This window comes from Cronobacter sp. 153480017-3, assembly GCF_053627815.1.
In genome coordinates this window covers 598,002-615,065 of the sequence record NZ_JBSEYN010000002.1, presented here as the reverse complement: position 1 = coordinate 615,065, position 17,064 = coordinate 598,002, and the positions used below count along the sequence as shown (strand labels likewise).

The window sequence follows — 17,064 nt, the reverse complement described above, 5'->3', positions numbered from 1 at the left end:
TAAAATATTGTTCTGGATTTGTGATCGTGACCGGGATTTGCCATATCAACGCGCCCCATTTCAGGGCGCTCGCGCCGTCCTGGTGCAAAAGCACAGGGTTTGCGCCGCTTTTAACAATCGTCACAACCTTGCCGGGCCGGGAGACGCGCGGGCGGTTTTTCTGTTACCATCGCGCCACTCTTGTTCATCCAGTGTATTCGCGACTATGAAATTCATCTCTTTTAACATCAATGGCCTGCGCGCCCGCCCTCATCAGCTTGCCGCGCTGGTGGAACAGCATCAGCCGGACGTTATCGGCCTGCAGGAAACTAAAGTCCATGACGATATGTTCCCTCTCGAAGAGGTGGCGAAACTGGGCTACAACGTTTTTTATCACGGTCAGAAAGGCCATTACGGCGTGGCGCTGCTGACTAAAGCCACGCCGGTTTCCGTGCGCCGCGGCTTTCCGGGCGACGGCGAAGAAGCGCAGCGCCGTATCATCATGGCCGAAATCCCTTCTTCTATTGGCGATATCACGGTCATTAACGGCTATTTCCCGCAGGGCGAGAGCCGCGATCACGAGGTGAAATTCCCGGCCAAAGCGAAGTTTTACCAGGATTTGCAGGACTATCTTGAGACGGCGCTGAGCAACGATAAGCCAGTGCTGATTATGGGTGATATGAATATCAGCCCAGGCGATCTGGATATCGGCATCGGCGAAGAGAACCGCAAGCGCTGGCTGCGTACCGGCAAATGTTCGTTCCTGCCGGAAGAGCGTGAATGGATGGGCCGCCTGCTGAACTGGGGGCTTAAAGATACGTTCCGTCACGCCAACCCGGAAACCAGCGACCGCTACTCCTGGTTCGACTACCGCTCCAAAGGCTTTGACGATAACCGCGGTCTGCGCATCGACCTGCTGCTGGCGAGCGATCCGCTGATGGCGCGCCTGGCTGAGACCGGCATCGATTACGATATCCGCGCGATGGAAAAACCGTCCGATCACGCACCGGTCTGGGCAACCTTCTCACTGTAATTTGTCGCGATCCTCCCTTCGGGGAGGATCCCTTGCGGAAAATCACCATGCAAATCATTGATGTCGTCGCGGCGATACTCGTGCGCGACGGCCAGGTGCTGCTGGCGCAGCGCTCGCCTGATTGCGATCAGCCGGGGCTGTGGGAATTTCCCGGCGGCAAAGTGGAGCCGGGCGAAAGCCAGCCTGCGGCGCTGGCGCGTGAACTTGCCGAAGAGCTGGCGATAAGCGCGCGTATCGGCGCGTATGTGGCAAGCCACACGCGTGAGGTTTCCGGGCGGGTTATTCGGTTACATGCGTGGCAGGTGAACGATTTTGACGGCGAGCCGCAGGCGCTCTGCCACACCGCGCTCGTCTGGTGTGAGCCGCGCGAGGCGTTCGGCTATGCGCTCGCCCCGGCGGATATTCCACTGCTTGAAGCGTTTATGTCCGCACGCGACGCCACACCAGCGGATTTGTGCTGAGGGTTTTCTCGTCGCGCTGGCACTGCAACAGCACGCCGTCGGCTTTGATCACCGCCCCTTCGGAGTAGTTTTGATCCTGATAGACGCAGCACTGAATACACTGCTGCTGCGAACGCTGGCCGCCGGTACTGAACACCTCTTCCGGTATGTTGACCTGCACATCCGGGCGCAGCCTGTCGGCACCCGCCGGCAGTGTGGCCAGCAGCGCCAGCGCCGCCAGTAAGCTTTTTTTCACTGACACCCCGTTTCCCCTCTTGTGATGTGATGCTGATTTCACTATAGCGCGCCGCGCTCTCCTTGGGACGTTATCGGCGAAACGGGCGCGGAGTTTAGCGCGGCGGGTTACTCCGCCGCAGGCTGGGCGCTGCCGCGCTTGCGGGACGCAGGCTTTTTGCCGCCCTTGCCCGCGCGGCGTTTTTGCGCCTGCTGGGGCGCCACCAGACCGCGGAACTGGCGCACCGGGGCGCTGCGCGCCTGATCAATGAGCGTGTAGAGCGTCTGCACCAGCGGCTGCATGAAATCCTGATAGCGGCACTGCTTCTCGCTGATTTGCGTCAGCGTCGATTCCCACTGCGCGGTCATGTCCGGGCGTGCGGCAAGCTCTGGCAGCGCGTGGATCAGCGCTTTCCCGGCGGGCGTCGAATGAATATAGCGCCCCTGCTTTTCAAGAAAACCGCGCTTAAATAAAAGCTCGATAATGCCTGCGCGGGTCGCCTCGGTGCCGAGCCCGTCGGTGGCGCGCAGGATCTTCTTCAGATCTTTATCCTGCACGAAACGCGCGATGCCGGTCATGGCGGAGAGCAGCGTGGCATCGGTAAAGTGGCGCGGCGGCTGGGTCTGGCGTTCAACCACTTCGCCATGCTCGCAGTGCAGCTCGTCGCCTTTTGCCACCACCGGCAGCGGCGTGCCGTCGTTCTCTTCGTCGCGCTCTTTCGCGCCAAGCAGCGCGCGCCAGCCCGTCTCCGCCAGAAAGCGCGCTTTGGCGATGAATTTGCCGCCCGCGATTTCAAGCTCAATCACGCATTTGCGGAACTGCGCGTCCTGGCAGAATTGCATCAGGTACTGACGGGCAATAAGCCCGTAGATTTTCGCCTCGCCGTCAGAGAGCGACGCGGGCGCGCTGCGGGCGGTCGGGATAATGGCGTGGTGCGCGTCCACTTTTTTGTCATCCCAGCAGCGGTTGCGGCGCTCCGGATCGACGGCGGGCTGCGGCAGGAGATCCGGCGCGTGAACGCCAATCGCCTTCAGCACCGCATGACGGCCCGCGAAATGTTCTTCCGGCAGATAGCGGCAGTCGGAGCGCGGATACGTAATGAGTTTGTGGGTTTCGTATAGCTTCTGGCAGATATCCAGCACCGTCTGCGCGCTCAGGTTGAAGCGTCTGGCGGCCTCGATTTGCAGCGTCGAGAGCGAGAACGGCAGCGGCGCGGCCTCGCTTTCGCGCTTGTCGTTATAGCTGGTGACGACCGCCGGCTGCCCTTCGATACGCTTAACGACATGCTCCGCCAGCGCGCGGTTGAGGAGCCGCCCCTCTTCATCCTGGTACGGTTCGCAGGCCTCGCTCGGCTGCCAGAGCGCGGTGAAGCGCTCCTGCGCGGGCGTGATGATGTGCGCTTTGACCTCAAAGAAATCTTTGGCGACGAAGTTTTCTATCTCTTCGTCGCGCCGCACCACCAGCCCCAGCACGGGCGTCTGGACGCGGCCTACCGAGAGCACGCCCTGGTAGCCCGCGTTCTGCCCGAGCAGCGTCCAGGCGCGCGTCATGTTAATGCCGTAAAGCCAGTCCGCGCGGGCGCGGGCGAGCGCCGAGGTGCTGAGCGGCACAAACTCGCGGTTCTCGCGCAGTTTATCGATAGCACGCTCCACCGCCTGCGGGTTGAGATCGTTAATCAGGCAACGGCGCACCTGCTGGCGCTTTTCCGCGGGCAGTTGCAGGTAGTCGAGCACTTCATCCACCAGCAGTTGCCCTTCGCGGTCCGGGTCGCCTGCGTGAACAATCTCCTGCGCCTCGCGCAGCAGCTTTTTAATCACATTAAGCTGCTTTGCAACCGACGGTTTCGGCTGGAGCTGCCACTTTTCCGGCACGATGGGTAAGTCGGCGAGATTCCAGCGGCCATAGCGGCTGTCATAGGCGTCCGGCTGCGCCTGCTCCAGCAGGTGTCCGACGCACCAGGTGACCACCTGGCCGTTCCCGCACTCAATAAACCCGTCGCCCCGGCGGTGCGGTTTCGGCAACACGTCGGCGATGGCGCGCCCCAGACTGGGCTTTTCGGCAATAAACAACCGCATCGATTAGCGAATCTCCACCATCGGACGGCCGCCGCGCGCGGTTTTCAGCTCGCCGATGGCGCTAAGCGTGATGCCATGCTTCGCCGCCACGGCCTGCACCTGCGCTTCAGCGGCGGGCTCCACCGCCAGCAGCAGGCCGCCGGAGGTTTGCGGATCGCACAGCAGGCTGCGCCAGGCGTCCGGCATATCGCCCATCAGGTGGCCGTAGCTCGCAAAGTTACGGCTGGTGCCGCCCGGCACCGCGCCCTGCGCGATGTATTCTTCAACGCCTGGCAATTTCGGCACGGCCTCATACCAGAGCTCCGCCTGCAGGCCCGCGCCCTGGCACACTTCGCTGAGGTGCCCCAGCAGCCCGAAGCCGGTGACATCCGTCATCGCTCTCACGCCGTCGATCTCTGCGAAATCAGCGCCCGCTTTATTCATGGTGCACATCACTTCTGTCGCAAGATTTTGATGTTCCGGGCGCAGCAGCGATTTTTTCTCAGCGGTGGTCAGCACGCCGATACCCAGCGGCTTGGTGAGAAAGAGTTTGCAGCCCGCCTCGGCGGTGCTGTTTTTCTTCACGCGCTCGGTCGGCACCACGCCGGTGACGGCGAGACCGAAAATCGGCTCCGGCGCGTCGATGGAGTGGCCGCCCGCAAGCGCGATGCCCGCCTGCTGACACGCAAAGCGCCCGCCCTCCACCACCTCGCGCGCGATTTCCGGCGCGAGCGTGTTAACCGGCCAGCCGAGGATCGCAATCGCCATGATCGGTTTACCGCCCATCGCGTAGATGTCGCTGATGGCGTTGGTCGCAGCGATACGGCCAAAATCGAACGGGTTGTCCACGATGGGCATGAAGAAATCCGTGGTGCTGATAACGCTCGTGCCGTTGCCGAGATCGTACACCGCCGCGTCGTCGCGCGTTTCGTTGCCGACAAGCAAGTTGGGGTCGATAAACTTCGCCTGATCGCTGTGCAGGATGGTTTCCAGCACTTTCGGGGAAATTTTACAACCGCAACCTGCTCCGTGGCTGTACTGGGTCAGACGAATCGCTTGCTCACTCATGGACCGCTCCTTGTTTGGTCAGAATCAGGTGATCGTTATCGTTCGATAAAGCGCGCTTATGGTAGCGCCAGAAAGACGGGGTGGTAAGTATGACTGTCTGAATTGCGCCGCTTTTGCTCACAATCCAGACAGTTTTGCGCGCGGGCTTCAGAAATGACGCACGAAGGGGGCGGTGTCCGGCAGGTTAATCGTGGTGGAGGCCTTCAGCTGCGGGGTGCCGAGGTAGAGAAAACCGACAATCTGATCCTGTTCGCGGCACTCAAACGCCTCACGCACCAGAGCGTTATCGGTGAACGGCCCGCTGCGCCAGATGCCGTTAAAGCCCTGGGCGAGCGCCGCCATTTGCATCGCCATTACCGCGCAACCGGCGCTGACCACCTGCTCCCAGCGCGGCACTTTGTGGTGCTCTTCGCAATGCGCCACCACGGTAATGATCAGCGGCGCGCGAAACGGCGCGTTGCGGGCTTTGTCGATGGCTTTTTCATCCTGGCCGTCAGCGATGGCGGCTTTCTCCAGCAGCGCGCTGAAGCGCTCGCGCCCTTCGCCTTCGATAACAAAGAAACGCCACGGCTGCAGTGTGCCGTGATCCGGCGCGCGCATGCCCGCCCGCAGAATGTTTTCCAGCGCGTCGCCCGTTGGCGCAGGCTCAGCGAGACGTGAGGCGCTGCGGCGGTTGACCAGCATATCTAATGCATCCATCTCAACTCTCCTTTGATGATTTTTACTCATAAAATTAACACAGCGGTATGTTTTGTTACACCCTGCCCGCGTTTCCTGCTGACAAGCCCGCCTGTGGTATTTACACTTTGTCGGCGTCCCGCCTGTAGCGGGAGGTTACGGGGTTCCCCGTTATTCACGGATTAGGGAGAGTAAATGCGTACCCTTTGGCGAATTATTGCCGGATTCTTTAAGTGGACCTGGCGCCTGCTCAATATCATCAGAGAGCTGGTGATGAATCTGCTGTTTCTCCTGCTGGTGCTGGTGTGCGTCGGCGTCTGGATGCAGTTTAACAGCGGCCCGTCTGAGCCTGGACGCGGCGCGCTGCTGCTTAATATCAGCGGCGTGGTGGTGGATAAACCGTCGGTCAATAATAAGCTTGGCGCGCTGGGCCGTCAGCTCTTTGGCGCAAGCTCTGACCGCTTACAGGAAAATTCGCTGTTTGATATCGTCAACGCGATCCGCCAGGCGAAAGACGACCGCAATATCACCGGCATCGTGCTGGATCTGAAAGATTTCGCCGGGGCCGATCAGCCATCGATGCAGTATATCGGTAAGGCGCTGCGCGAATTCCGCGACGCCGGTAAGCCGGTGTATGCGATTGGCGATAGCTACAGTCAGGGCCAGTATTACCTCGCGAGCTTCGCCAATAAGATTTGGCTCTCGCCGCAGGGCACCGTCGATCTGCACGGCTTCGCCACCAATGGCCTCTACTACAAATCGCTGCTCGATAAGCTCAAAGTGACTACGCATGTGTTCCGCGTCGGCACCTATAAATCCGCCGTCGAGCCGTTTATCCGCGACGATATGTCACCCGCCGCTCGTGAGGCGGACAGCCGCTGGATTGGCGAGCTGTGGCAGAACTATCTCGGCACGATCGCCGCTAACCGTCAGGTACCGGCAAGCCAGATCTTCCCTGGCGCGCAGGCGATGATCGCAGGGCTCGAAGCCGCTGGCGGCGATACCGCGAAATATGCGCTCGACAATAAGCTGGTGGATGAGCTCGCAAGCAGCGCGACTGTCGACAAAGCGCTGGTGAAACAGTTTGGCTGGAGCGACAAGGATAAAGATTTCCGCGCCGTCAGCATTTACGACTACCCGCTGAACAAGCCGTCCGAACAGGGCGAAAGCATTGCTGTGGTGTTCGCTAACGGTGCCATTATGGATGGCGAAGAAACGCCGGGGAATGTCGGCGGCGATACCACCGCCGCGCAGATCCGCGACGCGCGTCTTGACCCGAAAGTAAAAGCCATTGTGCTGCGGGTGAACAGCCCTGGCGGCAGCGTGACCGCTTCAGAAACCATCCGCCAGGAGCTGGCGGCGGCGAAAGAAGCCGGTAAACCGGTGGTGGTGTCGATGGGCGGCATGGCGGCGTCCGGCGGTTACTGGATCTCCACACCTGCTAACTATATCGTTGCGAACCCCAGTACGCTCACCGGCTCTATCGGCATCTTTGGTGTTATCAACACCGTGGAAAACAGCCTGGATGCGATTGGCGTGCATACCGACGGCGTGGCGACCTCACCGCTGGCGGATGTGTCGGTGACCAAAGCGCTGCCACCGGAAGTGCAGAAGCTGATGCAGTTAACTATCGAAAACGGTTATCAGCGCTTTATCGGCCTGGTGGCGCAGTCGCGTAACAAAACCCCGCAGCAGATTGACCAGATAGCGCAGGGTCACGTCTGGACGGGTAAAGACGCGAAGCAAAACGGTCTGGTGGACAGCCTCGGCGATTTCGACGACGCCGTGAAAAAAGCCGCCGAGCTTGCGAAGCTGAAATCCTGGCATCTCGATTTCTATCAGGATGAGCCTGGCTTTATCGATATGGTGATTGCCAACCTGACCGGCTCGGTGCACGCGATGCTGCCACAGGCGCTTCAGGCCTGGCTGCCTGCGCCAGTGGCCGATGCGGCGCTGGCGGCGAAGAAGGAAGGCGATAAGCTCGCGGCCTTTAACGATCCGCAGAACCGTTACGCCTTCTGCCTTACCTGCGGCGACGTGCGCTAACGCGTCAGCGTCGACCCTGTCACAGCCCGGCCAGCGCCGGGCTGATTTTTTTGCGCAGCACCTCTATACTGCGCGGGTTTATGCACAACGAAAGCTGACCTATGCAAAAGAAATCGATTTACGTTGCCTATACCGGCGGCACCATCGGTATGCAACGCTCCGAACACGGCTACATTCCCGTCTCCGGCCATCTCCAGCAGCAGCTCGCCCAGATGCCGGAGTTCCACCGCCCCGAAATGCCGGATTTCACCATTCACGAATATGCGCCCCTGATGGACTCGTCCGATATGACGCCGCAGGACTGGCAGCATATCGCCGAAGATATCAAAGCCCATTACGATGAGTATGACGGCTTCGTTATCCTTCATGGCACCGATACGATGGCGTTCACGGCGTCGGCGCTCTCGTTTATGCTGGAAAATCTGAGCAAACCGGTTATCGTCACCGGCTCGCAGATCCCGCTCGCGGAGCTGCGCTCTGACGGGCAGATCAACCTGCTTAACTCACTCTACGTGGCGGCGAACTACCCGATTAGCGAAGTGACGCTGTTCTTCAACAACCGGCTCTATCGTGGCAACCGTACCACCAAAGCCCACGCTGACGGTTTCGACGCGTTCGCTTCTCCTAATCTGCCGCCGCTGCTGGAAGCAGGCATTCATATTCGTCGCCTGAATACGCCGCCCGCGCCTCACGGCCACGGCGAGTTGCGCGTGCATACCATTACGCCGCAGCCTATCGGCGTAGTGACTATCTATCCGGGGATCTCCGCTGACGTGGTGCGTAACTTTTTACGCCAGCCAGTGCGGGCGCTGATCCTGCGCTCTTATGGCGTCGGCAACGCGCCGCAGCACGGCGATTTCCTGAAAGAGTTGCAGGAAGCGTGCTCGCGCGGGATTGTGGTGGTTAACCTGACGCAGTGTATGTCCGGTAAAGTCAACATGGGCGGCTACGCCACCGGCAACGCGCTGGCCCATGCGGGCGTTATCAGCGGCTTCGACATGACCGTCGAGGCGACGCTCACCAAACTGCACTATCTGTTAAGCCAGGGGCTGGAGCCGCAGGCGATTCGCGAAGCGATGATGCGTAACCTGCGCGGCGAGCTGACCCCGGACGATTAAAAGGAGCACGGTATGAATTCACACGCCCTGCTGCTGGTGGATCTGCAAAATGATTTTTGCGCCGGCGGCGCGCTGGCGGTCGCGGAAGGCGACAGCACGGTGGATATCGCGAACGCGATGATTGAATGGTGTAAGAGCCGCGGCGAGCCGGTGGTGGCAAGCCAGGACTGGCACCCGGCGAATCACGGCAGCTTTGCTTCTGTTCAGCACGCCGAGCCGTTCACGCAAGGCACGCTCGACGGCCTGCCGCAAACCTGGTGGCCCGATCACTGCATTCAGGAGAGCGACGGCGCGGCGCTCCATCCGCTGCTGAACCAGAAGGCCATTGAGCAGCGCTTTTACAAAGGCGAAAACCCGGCGATTGACAGCTACAGCGCGTTTTTCGATAACGGACACCGCCAGAAAACCGCGCTTGACGCCTGGCTTCGCGAGCATGGCGTAAGCGAGTTGATCGTCATGGGACTTGCCACCGACTACTGCGTCAAATACACGGTGCTTGACGCGCTAAGGCTGGGGTATACGGTGAACGTGATTACCGACGGCTGCCGCGGCGTTAACCTGACGCCGCAGGCCAGTATGCTGGCGTTTCAGGAGATGGCGGCGAGTGGCGCCACGCTCTATACGCTTGACGACTGGCGCGAAACGCAGGCATAAACCGCTTCAGTCATCCGTTGCTTTATAAAAAAAGGCCGCTTTGCAATCCGCGGCCTTTTTTTTACTTCAGCACCCTTCAGCTCATTCAGGCTTGAGCGTGGCGATAGGCTGCTGATTGATACCGAACTCCGCCTTCAGCTGCTGCTTGCTTTTCATCACCAGCTGGCCGTCCGTGCCGATCGTCATATGCTGCGGATTGGTGTTGTGGCGCATCTGCCAGAGCATCACCAGTTGCAGGCTGTTTTCTTTCTGCTCGGGCGTCAGCGCCACGCCGTCGGGCCATTTTCCGAGTTCTACGGCGGTCGCGAGACGCTCGTAAACCTCCGGCGTCATGCTGCTAATCAGGTCTTCCAGGTTCATAAAAATGCGCTCCAGTGGAATAATTTGCTGAATCGATTCTTCAGCCTTTGATTTGCTCGCCGTTATCGTCATCGGTGAAGCTCAGCGACGCCGAATTGACGCAGTAGCGTTCGCCGGTCGGTTGCGGGCCATCCGGGAACACGTGTCCCAGGTGCGCATCACAGTTGCCGCAGCGGATTTCAATGCGCTGCATGCCGTGCGAGTAATCGTTAAGGTAACGGATCGAGTCCTCGCTTACCGGCTCGTAAAAACTCGGCCAGCCGCAGCCCGAATCATACTTAGTTTCAGAGTTAAACAGCGGCGCATCGCACACCAGACAGTGGTAGACGCCATCACGCTTGTTATGCAGCAGACGCCCGGTATACGGCGGTTCCGTGCCGTGATTCTGGGTGACGTAAAACTGCATTTCCGTCAGGGTGTTTTTCAGGTCGTCCTGGGAGTTTTGATTGGCCATAAGGTGACATCTCGGGGAGGTTTAAGCAGTTACATTACCTGCATTATTCTAACAAAACATTAACAGTAACGCGTACACTTTTGGTCTAAACTTAGCACTGAAAATGCAGCTGACAAGCAAATGTGATTAACATCACACTTTTGTTTTCGACGCCCTTTTAAATTCCTCTCGGTGTCCCCATATGGACCTGAGCCCAAAAGGAAGAGTGAGGTGAGTCAGTCGTGCAAAGCTTGTCCACAGGATTGATTTGTCGCAATGATTGACACGATTCCGCTTGACGCTGCGTAAGGTTTTTGTAATTTTACAGCCAACCTTTTATTCACTAACAAATAGCTGGTGGAATATATGACTATCAAAGTAGGTATCAACGGTTTTGGCCGTATCGGTCGCATTGTTTTCCGTGCTGCTCAGAAACGTTCTGACATCGAGATCGTTGCAATCAACGACCTGTTAGACGCTGACTACATGGCCTACATGCTGAAGTATGACTCTACTCACGGTCGTTTCGACGGTACCGTTGAAGTTAAAGACGGTCATCTGATCGTTAACGGTAAAAAAATCCGCGTTACCGCTGAAAAAGACCCGGCTAACCTGAAGTGGGACGAAGTGGGCGTGGACGTGGTTGCTGAAGCAACCGGTATCTTCCTGACCGACGAAACCGCACGTAAACACATCACCGCTGGCGCGAAAAAAGTTGTTCTGACTGGCCCGTCCAAAGACAACACCCCGATGTTCGTTCGTGGCGCTAACTTTGATAAATATGCAGGCCAGGACATCGTGTCCAACGCTTCCTGCACCACCAACTGCCTGGCACCGCTGGCGAAAGTTATCAACGACAACTTCGGCATCATTGAAGGTCTGATGACCACCGTTCACGCGACCACCGCGACTCAGAAAACCGTTGACGGCCCGTCTCACAAAGACTGGCGCGGCGGCCGTGGCGCGGCTCAGAACATCATCCCGTCCTCTACCGGCGCAGCTAAAGCTGTAGGTAAAGTGCTGCCGGAACTGAACGGCAAACTGACTGGTATGGCGTTCCGCGTTCCGACCCCGAACGTATCCGTTGTTGACCTGACCGTTCGTCTGGAAAAAGCAGCGACCTACGAGCAGATCAAAGACGCTATCAAGAAAGCCGCTGAAGGTGAAATGAAAGGCGTTCTGGGTTACACCGAAGATGACGTGGTTTCCACCGACTTCAACGGCGAAGTATGCACTTCCGTGTTCGATGCTAAAGCAGGTATCGCACTGAACGACAACTTCGTGAAACTGGTTTCCTGGTACGACAACGAAACCGGCTACTCCAACAAAGTACTGGACCTGATCGCTCACATCTCCAAATAAGTGAGATGAGATTCTGATCTTAAGGGCGACTTCGGTCGCCCTTTTTATTTGGATTTAAGACAGAGGATTGCCAGAAATGATCAATACGCTTTTTGCCCTGCCGGTGTCAGAGCAGTTAACGCCTTACCTCTCCCGTCGTCAGCATGACGAGCTGGATATCATCGTTATCGACCACCCGCAGGTTCGCGCCGCCGTGGCGCTGCAGGGCGCGCACCTGCTGTGCTGGAAACCGGCTGGCGAAGAAGAGGTGTTATGGCTGAGCGCCAACACGCCGTTTAAAAAAGGCGTCGCGCTGCGCGGCGGCGTGCCGATCTGCTGGCCGTGGTTTGGCCCGTCGGCGCAAAAAGATCTGCCCTCGCACGGTTTCGCCCGCAATCTGCCGTGGAACTTAAGCGCCCATAATGAAGACGACAACGGCGTGGTGCTGACGTTTGAACTGCACGCAAGCGACGCAAGCCGTAAACTCTGGCCGCACGATTTCACGCTCTATGCGCGCTATAAGCTCGGCAAAACCTGCGAAATGGAGCTGGAAGCGCACGGCGAATTCGAAACCACCTCCGCGCTGCACTCCTATTTCAACGTCGGCGACATCGCGGAAGTCAAAGTGAGCGGGCTTGGCGAGGCCTATCTCGACAAAGTGAATGGCGGCGAGGAAGGCAAACTCAACGGCGGCGTGCAGACATTCCCGGACCGTACCGATCGCGTTTACCTGAACCCGGAAGGGTGCAGCCTGATCCATGACGGTGCGCTTAACCGCACCATTGAAGTGGTGCATCACCACAACAGCAACGTGGTGGGCTGGAACCCGGGCCCGGCGCTCTCGGTCAGCATGGGCGATATGCCGGATGACGGTTATAAGACGTTCGTTTGCGTGGAAACCGCCTGCGTAACCACGCCGCAGCAGACGCGTGAAGATAAACCTTCGCGCCTCTCCCAGACGCTGCGCGTTATCAAAAAAGCCTGATAACCCATGGCCTCGCGATGAGCGGGGCCATTTTTTACGCCCTTCCCTGTTTCCCATCAACCTGCGCCATAAAAAAGGGCACCCGAAGGCGCCCCAGTAGATAGCGTTACGAATCAGAACGTGTAAGTCACGCCGGTAGACAGCAGCGCAGACCAGGAACGGTCTACCATCGGGCTGTCTTTCGCTTCGTCGCTAAGATGGGTGTAACGGCCGCTGCCGTAAACGCTCCAGCTGTCAGAGAGACGATAAGTGGCGGTCAGCTCGGCATACGGCGCCCAGCCATCGTCAGCGTCATAGCGGTTAAGCCCGCTGCGGCGCGATTCTTTGCCGCTCACGCCATAGTAGTAATCGTTCTGGTTTTCACTGCTCCACTCAACACCGATGCCCGGCGTCAGGGTCAGACCGCCGTTGGTGTAGCGATAGAGCCACGCGAGATCCCACACGATACCGTTGCTGTTATCCAGCGTATCAGCGGCAAGCGACGTGCGCAGGAAACCATACTGCGTATTATGCACGTAAGAGAGGCCCGCCATCAGCGTTGCTTTGCGCTCATCCAGACGGCGCAGCGCGCGGCTGTCGCTGTCGCCCGGCTTAAAGTGCAGCGGCGAATAGTACGCCATAATGGAAAGCTTATCGGCGGTGTCATTCCACAGGTAGTATCCCGCACCCAGACCGCGCACCCAGAAATTATCGCCTTCATAGTTGATAACCGGCAGCGGGTAAACATCGCGGTCGTACTGTTTATAAGGATTGACTACCCATCCTGCACCCGCGCCAACTGACAGTTTTCCTTCTGCATGCGCAAAGGTAGCGGCTGAAGCCATAACGGCACTCAGTGCCAGAAATTTGAATGTGCTCACAATCCATCAAGTCCTTTAGTCAAATGATCGGCTCGCGAAGTTTAACCGCCCCTGCGCTTCACCCCAAATTTTTTCGCACTTCTTTACATCATTGGATCGCGCAGCCTCGCATTTTCGCGTGACAGGCGGCTTGCAATTTTATGACCTGACGGTGAATTCACGCCATAAATGTAAATCCGCCAGCAGAAACAACGGGATGAGTGCTTGATAAATCACTGAATCCCTCAAACGGCGGCATGCAAGATTTTCAAATGCCATCTACGCTTAAAATTAAGAAGGTGCATTACCCTGACCGCAGTAGCACAGTGCAACGCGCAAAAAAATGCTTAAGTTGGCATTAGGGTTGCTGTACTCAGAATACGTCTTCCGGGAGCCTCCACTATTCATATGAACGGCTCTTAAACCTGTGCTAAAAAACGAAAGGACGGCATGCCATGAATATATTCGATCACTATCGCCAGCGCTATGAAGCTGCCAAGGACGAAGAGTTCACACTGCAGGAATTTCTTACCGTTTGCCGGCAGGATCGCAGTGCATATGCAAATGCGGCGGAACGGCTATTGATGGCCATCGGTGAGCCAGTGATGGTGGATACTGCCCAGGAGCCACGGCTCTCCCGTCTCTTTTCGAACCGGGTGGTCGCCCGGTATCCGGCGTTTGAAGAGTTTTATGGCATGGAAGAGGCCATTGAGCAGATTGTGTCGTACCTGAAACACGCGGCGCAGGGTCTGGAAGAGAAAAAACAGATCCTCTATCTGCTGGGCCCGGTGGGCGGCGGTAAATCGTCGCTTGCCGAGCGTCTGAAATCGCTGATGCAGCGCGTACCCATTTATGTGCTGAGCGCCAACGGCGAGCGCAGCCCGGTCAACGATCACCCGCTGTGCCTCTTCAACCCGCAGGAAGACGCGCAAATTCTGGAAAAAGAGTACAACGTTCCGCGCCGCTATCTCGGTACCATTATGTCGCCGTGGGCCGCGAAGCGCCTGCATGAGTTTGGCGGTGACATCACCAAATTCCGCGTCGTCAAAGTCTGGCCGTCGATTCTTGAGCAAATCGCTATCGCGAAAACCGAGCCGGGCGATGAAAACAACCAGGATATCTCCGCGCTGGTGGGTAAAGTGGATATCCGTAAGCTTGAGCATCACGCGCAAAACGATCCGGACGCCTACGGTTACTCCGGCGCGCTCTGCCGCGCCAACCAGGGCGTGATGGAATTCGTCGAGATGTTTAAAGCGCCGATTAAAGTGCTGCACCCGCTGCTGACGGCGACCCAGGAAGGCAACTACAACGGGACAGAAGGCATCTCCGCCCTGCCCTTTAACGGCATCATTCTGGCGCACTCCAACGAATCGGAATGGGTCACTTTCAGAAATAACAAAAACAACGAGGCGTTCCTGGACCGTGTCTATATCGTCAAGGTGCCTTACTGCCTGCGTATTTCGGAAGAGATCAAAATCTACGAAAAACTGCTTAACCACAGCGAGCTGTCGCATGCCCCCTGCGCGCCCGGTACGCTCGAAACGCTGGCCCGTTTCTCGATCCTCTCGCGCCTGAAAGAGCCGGAAAACTCCAGTATTTACTCAAAAATGCGCGTTTACGACGGCGAAAGCCTCAAGGACACCGACCCGAAAGCGAAGTCTTATCAGGAGTATCGCGACTACGCGGGCGTAGATGAAGGCATGAACGGGCTCTCCACCCGCTTCGCGTTCAAAATCCTCTCGCGCGTCTTTAACTTCGACCATACCGAAGTGGCGGCGAACCCGGTGCATCTTTTTTATGTGCTGGAGCAGCAGATTGAACGCGAACAGTTCCCGCAGGAGCAGGCCGAACGCTATCTCGAATTCCTGAAAGGCTATCTGATCCCGAAATACGCTGAATTTATCGGTAAAGAGATCCAGACGGCGTATCTGGAGTCCTACTCCGAATATGGCCAGAACATCTTTGACCGCTACGTCACCTATGCGGATTTCTGGATCCAGGATCAGGAGTACCGCGACCCGGATACCGGTCAGCTGTTTGATCGCGAATCGCTCAACGCGGAACTGGAGAAAATCGAGAAACCGGCGGGCATCAGCAACCCGAAAGATTTCCGCAATGAAATCGTCAACTTCGTGCTGCGCGCCCGAGCCAACAATAATGGCCGCAATCCGAACTGGACCAGCTATGAGAAGCTGCGCACGGTTATCGAGAAGAAAATGTTCTCGAACACCGAGGAGCTGCTGCCGGTTATCTCCTTTAACGCCAAAACGTCCACTGATGAGCAGAAGAAACACGACGATTTTGTCGATCGCATGATGGAAAAAGGCTATACCCGCAAACAGGTGCGTCTGCTTTGCGAATGGTATCTGCGCGTGCGTAAATCGTCCTGATAAATCGCCCGGCGGTGCTCGCGCCGCCCGGGCCTACAACGAAGCGAACCGTACGCCGGAGCGCACCGCGCATCCGGCGATACGAGTTCGGCATAAAGTTGGCAATGCAGTACGGGGGGCATATGACCTGGTTCATAGACCGACGTCTCAACGGCAAAAACAAGAGCACGGTAAACCGCCAGCGCTTCTTGCGTCGTTATAAAGCACAGATTAAGCAGTCGATCTCCGAGGCGATTAACAAGCGTTCGGTGACCGATGTCCAGAGTGGTGAATCCGTCTCCATTCCGAATGACGATATCAGCGAACCGATGTTCCATCAGGGGCGCGGCGGCCTGCGCCATCGCGTGCATCCGGGTAACGATCATTTTGTTCAGAACGACCGCATTGAGCGCCCACAGGGCGGCGGAGGTGGCGGTGGTAGCGGCCAGGGTCAGGCGAGCGCCGACGGCGAGGGCCAGGATGAGTTCGTTTTCCAGATCTCCAAAGATGAATATCTCGATCTCTTGTTTGAAGATCTCGCCCTGCCGAATCTGAAAAAGAATCAGCACCGCCAGTTAAACGAGTATAAAACGCATCGCTCCGGCTACACCTCTAACGGCGTGCCGGCCAATATCAGCGTGGTGCGCTCGCTGCAAAATTCCCTGGCGCGCCGTACGGCGATGACCGCGGGCAAGCGCCGGGCGCTACGCGAGCTGGAAGCGAATCTCGAAGAAGCCCTGAGAAGCGAACCGGCACAACTGCTCGAAGAGGAGCGGTTACGTAAGGAGATTGCCGAACTGCGCGCCAAAATCGAACGCGTGCCGTTTATTGATACTTTCGACCTGCGCTACAAGAACTTCGAAAAGCGCCCGGAGCCTTCAAGCCAGGCGGTCATGTTCTGCCTGATGGATGTCTCCGGCTCGATGGATCAGGCGACAAAAGATATGGCCAAACGCTTTTATATTCTGCTCTATCTGTTCCTGAGCCGAACCTATAAAAACGTCGATGTGGTCTATATCCGCCACCATACGCAGGCGAAAGAAGTGGATGAACATGAGTTTTTCTACTCGCAAGAGACAGGCGGGACCATTGTTTCCAGCGCGCTTAAGCTGATGGATGAGGTGGTGAAAGCGCGCTACGATCCGGCGCAGTGGAATATTTACGCCGCGCAAGCCTCTGATGGCGATAACTGGGCCGATGACTCGCCGCTCTGTCATGAAATTCTGGCTAAGAAAATCCTGCCAGTGGTGCGATATTACAGTTATATCGAAATCACCCGCCGCGCGCACCAGACGCTGTGGCGTGAATATGAAGATTTACAGGCGAAATATGAGAATTTCGCTATGCAGCATATCCGCGATCAGGATGATATCTACCCGGTATTTCGCGAGCTCTTTCATAAGCAGGCCAGTGAAAACTGGAATTAATCCAC

Annotated in this window: 16 protein-coding genes; 9 read left to right on the top strand and 7 right to left on the bottom strand. The window is 57.5% G+C overall.

All coding sequences use genetic code 11. The features are described 5' to 3' along the window. Positions 1-205: 205 nt before the first annotated feature. Positions 206-1,012: an exodeoxyribonuclease III gene (gene xthA / locus ACUW6V_RS07345; RefSeq protein ID WP_004386955.1), complete on the top strand. Its 807-nt coding sequence runs from the start codon at positions 206-208 to the stop codon at positions 1,010-1,012. A 47-nt stretch (positions 1,013-1,059) separates the two neighbouring features. Continuing rightward, positions 1,060-1,473 carry a pyrimidine (deoxy)nucleoside triphosphate diphosphatase gene (locus ACUW6V_RS07340; protein WP_085660915.1) on the top strand — a complete coding sequence of 138 codons (414 nt, stop codon included), beginning with the start codon at positions 1,060-1,062 and terminating at the stop codon, positions 1,471-1,473. Here ACUW6V_RS07340 and ACUW6V_RS07335 read toward each other — a convergent pair. The 4 genes from ACUW6V_RS07335 to ACUW6V_RS07320 form a co-directional block, all read right to left on the bottom strand. Further along, complete coding sequence (locus tag ACUW6V_RS07335) at positions 1,433-1,714, bottom strand: DUF1496 domain-containing protein (protein WP_014729093.1); 282 nt, start codon at positions 1,712-1,714, stop codon at positions 1,433-1,435. The genes ACUW6V_RS07340 and ACUW6V_RS07335 overlap by 41 nt on opposite strands. 101 nt (positions 1,715-1,815) lie before the next feature. Beyond that, entirely contained in the window at positions 1,816-3,762 is a 1,947-nt protein-coding gene (locus tag ACUW6V_RS07330) for a DNA topoisomerase III (RefSeq protein WP_104658593.1), read from the bottom strand. Between the two features lie 3 nt (positions 3,763-3,765). Further along, positions 3,766-4,809: a selenide, water dikinase SelD gene (selD, locus tag ACUW6V_RS07325; RefSeq protein ID WP_012125024.1), complete on the bottom strand. Its 1,044-nt coding sequence runs from the start codon at positions 4,807-4,809 to the stop codon at positions 3,766-3,768. Between the two features lie 147 nt (positions 4,810-4,956). After that, positions 4,957-5,508, bottom strand: coding sequence for an NAD(P)H nitroreductase (locus ACUW6V_RS07320; RefSeq protein WP_080320926.1), 552 nt, complete (start codon positions 5,506-5,508; stop codon positions 4,957-4,959). A 174-nt stretch (positions 5,509-5,682) separates the two neighbouring features. Here ACUW6V_RS07320 and sppA point away from each other — a divergent pair, with 174 nt between their 5' ends. The 3 genes from sppA (at position 5,683) to pncA (ending at position 9,305) form a co-directional block, all read left to right on the top strand. After that, a complete protein-coding gene (gene sppA / locus ACUW6V_RS07315; RefSeq protein WP_454038175.1) occupies positions 5,683-7,533 on the top strand; it encodes a signal peptide peptidase SppA in 1,851 nt (616 codons plus the stop codon). Positions 7,534-7,634: 101 nt separating this feature from the next. Then, positions 7,635-8,651, top strand: a complete 1,017-nt coding sequence (gene ansA, locus ACUW6V_RS07310) for an asparaginase (RefSeq protein ID WP_004386621.1) — start codon at positions 7,635-7,637, stop codon at positions 8,649-8,651. A 12-nt stretch (positions 8,652-8,663) separates the two neighbouring features. After that, positions 8,664-9,305: a bifunctional nicotinamidase/pyrazinamidase gene (pncA, locus tag ACUW6V_RS07305; protein WP_454038174.1), complete on the top strand. Its 642-nt coding sequence runs from the start codon at positions 8,664-8,666 to the stop codon at positions 9,303-9,305. 81 nt (positions 9,306-9,386) lie between these two features. Here pncA and ACUW6V_RS07300 read toward each other — a convergent pair whose 3' ends face one another. Both ACUW6V_RS07300 and msrB read right to left on the bottom strand, forming a co-directional pair. Next, positions 9,387-9,665, bottom strand: coding sequence for a YeaC family protein (locus tag ACUW6V_RS07300; RefSeq protein ID WP_004386623.1), 279 nt, complete (start codon positions 9,663-9,665; stop codon positions 9,387-9,389). A gap of 40 nt (positions 9,666-9,705) precedes the next feature. Continuing rightward, positions 9,706-10,119, bottom strand: a complete 414-nt coding sequence (gene msrB / locus ACUW6V_RS07295; protein ID WP_004386624.1) for a peptide-methionine (R)-S-oxide reductase MsrB — start codon at positions 10,117-10,119, stop codon at positions 9,706-9,708. A gap of 345 nt (positions 10,120-10,464) precedes the next feature. Here msrB and gapA point away from each other — a divergent pair, with 345 nt between their 5' ends. Both gapA and ACUW6V_RS07285 read left to right on the top strand, forming a co-directional pair. Beyond that, positions 10,465-11,460, top strand: coding sequence for a glyceraldehyde-3-phosphate dehydrogenase (gene gapA / locus ACUW6V_RS07290; protein WP_004386625.1), 996 nt, complete (start codon positions 10,465-10,467; stop codon positions 11,458-11,460). A gap of 76 nt (positions 11,461-11,536) precedes the next feature. After that, positions 11,537-12,424, top strand: coding sequence for a D-hexose-6-phosphate mutarotase (locus ACUW6V_RS07285; RefSeq protein ID WP_007893940.1), 888 nt, complete (start codon positions 11,537-11,539; stop codon positions 12,422-12,424). A gap of 113 nt (positions 12,425-12,537) precedes the next feature. Here ACUW6V_RS07285 and ACUW6V_RS07280 read toward each other — a convergent pair whose 3' ends face one another. Beyond that, a complete protein-coding gene (locus ACUW6V_RS07280) occupies positions 12,538-13,248 on the bottom strand; it encodes a MipA/OmpV family protein (RefSeq protein ID WP_012125030.1) in 711 nt (236 codons plus the stop codon). Between the two features lie 470 nt (positions 13,249-13,718). Between ACUW6V_RS07280 and yeaG the strand changes: the two genes are divergently transcribed. Both yeaG and ACUW6V_RS07270 read left to right on the top strand, forming a co-directional pair. Next, a complete protein-coding gene (gene yeaG, locus ACUW6V_RS07275; RefSeq protein WP_004386628.1) occupies positions 13,719-15,653 on the top strand; it encodes a protein kinase YeaG in 1,935 nt (644 codons plus the stop codon). A gap of 122 nt (positions 15,654-15,775) precedes the next feature. After that, entirely contained in the window at positions 15,776-17,059 is a 1,284-nt protein-coding gene (locus tag ACUW6V_RS07270; protein ID WP_004386629.1) for a YeaH/YhbH family protein, read from the top strand. Positions 17,060-17,064 lie beyond the last annotated feature (5 nt).

What these genes read in the sequence shown, in the direction of transcription:
- gapA (WP_004386625.1), top strand. Translation starts at nt 10,465, where the DNA reads ATGACTATCAAAGTAGGTATCAACGGTTTTGGCCGTATCGGTCGCATT.
- ACUW6V_RS07330 (WP_104658593.1), bottom strand. Translation starts at nt 3,762, where the DNA reads ATGCGGTTGTTTATTGCCGAAAAGCCCAGTCTGGGGCGCGCCATCGCC.
- ACUW6V_RS07320 (WP_080320926.1), bottom strand. Translation starts at nt 5,508, where the DNA reads ATGGATGCATTAGATATGCTGGTCAACCGCCGCAGCGCCTCACGTCTC.
- ansA (WP_004386621.1), top strand. Translation starts at nt 7,635, where the DNA reads ATGCAAAAGAAATCGATTTACGTTGCCTATACCGGCGGCACCATCGGT.
- sppA (WP_454038175.1), top strand. Translation starts at nt 5,683, where the DNA reads ATGCGTACCCTTTGGCGAATTATTGCCGGATTCTTTAAGTGGACCTGG.
- ACUW6V_RS07270 (WP_004386629.1), top strand. Translation starts at nt 15,776, where the DNA reads ATGACCTGGTTCATAGACCGACGTCTCAACGGCAAAAACAAGAGCACG.
- yeaG (WP_004386628.1), top strand. Translation starts at nt 13,719, where the DNA reads ATGAATATATTCGATCACTATCGCCAGCGCTATGAAGCTGCCAAGGAC.
- pncA (WP_454038174.1), top strand. Translation starts at nt 8,664, where the DNA reads ATGAATTCACACGCCCTGCTGCTGGTGGATCTGCAAAATGATTTTTGC.
- ACUW6V_RS07340 (WP_085660915.1), top strand. Translation starts at nt 1,060, where the DNA reads ATGCAAATCATTGATGTCGTCGCGGCGATACTCGTGCGCGACGGCCAG.
- ACUW6V_RS07285 (WP_007893940.1), top strand. Translation starts at nt 11,537, where the DNA reads ATGATCAATACGCTTTTTGCCCTGCCGGTGTCAGAGCAGTTAACGCCT.
- msrB (WP_004386624.1), bottom strand. Translation starts at nt 10,119, where the DNA reads ATGGCCAATCAAAACTCCCAGGACGACCTGAAAAACACCCTGACGGAA.
- selD (WP_012125024.1), bottom strand. Translation starts at nt 4,809, where the DNA reads ATGAGTGAGCAAGCGATTCGTCTGACCCAGTACAGCCACGGAGCAGGT.
- ACUW6V_RS07300 (WP_004386623.1), bottom strand. Translation starts at nt 9,665, where the DNA reads ATGAACCTGGAAGACCTGATTAGCAGCATGACGCCGGAGGTTTACGAG.
- ACUW6V_RS07280 (WP_012125030.1), bottom strand. Translation starts at nt 13,248, where the DNA reads ATGGCTTCAGCCGCTACCTTTGCGCATGCAGAAGGAAAACTGTCAGTT.
- xthA (WP_004386955.1), top strand. Translation starts at nt 206, where the DNA reads ATGAAATTCATCTCTTTTAACATCAATGGCCTGCGCGCCCGCCCTCAT.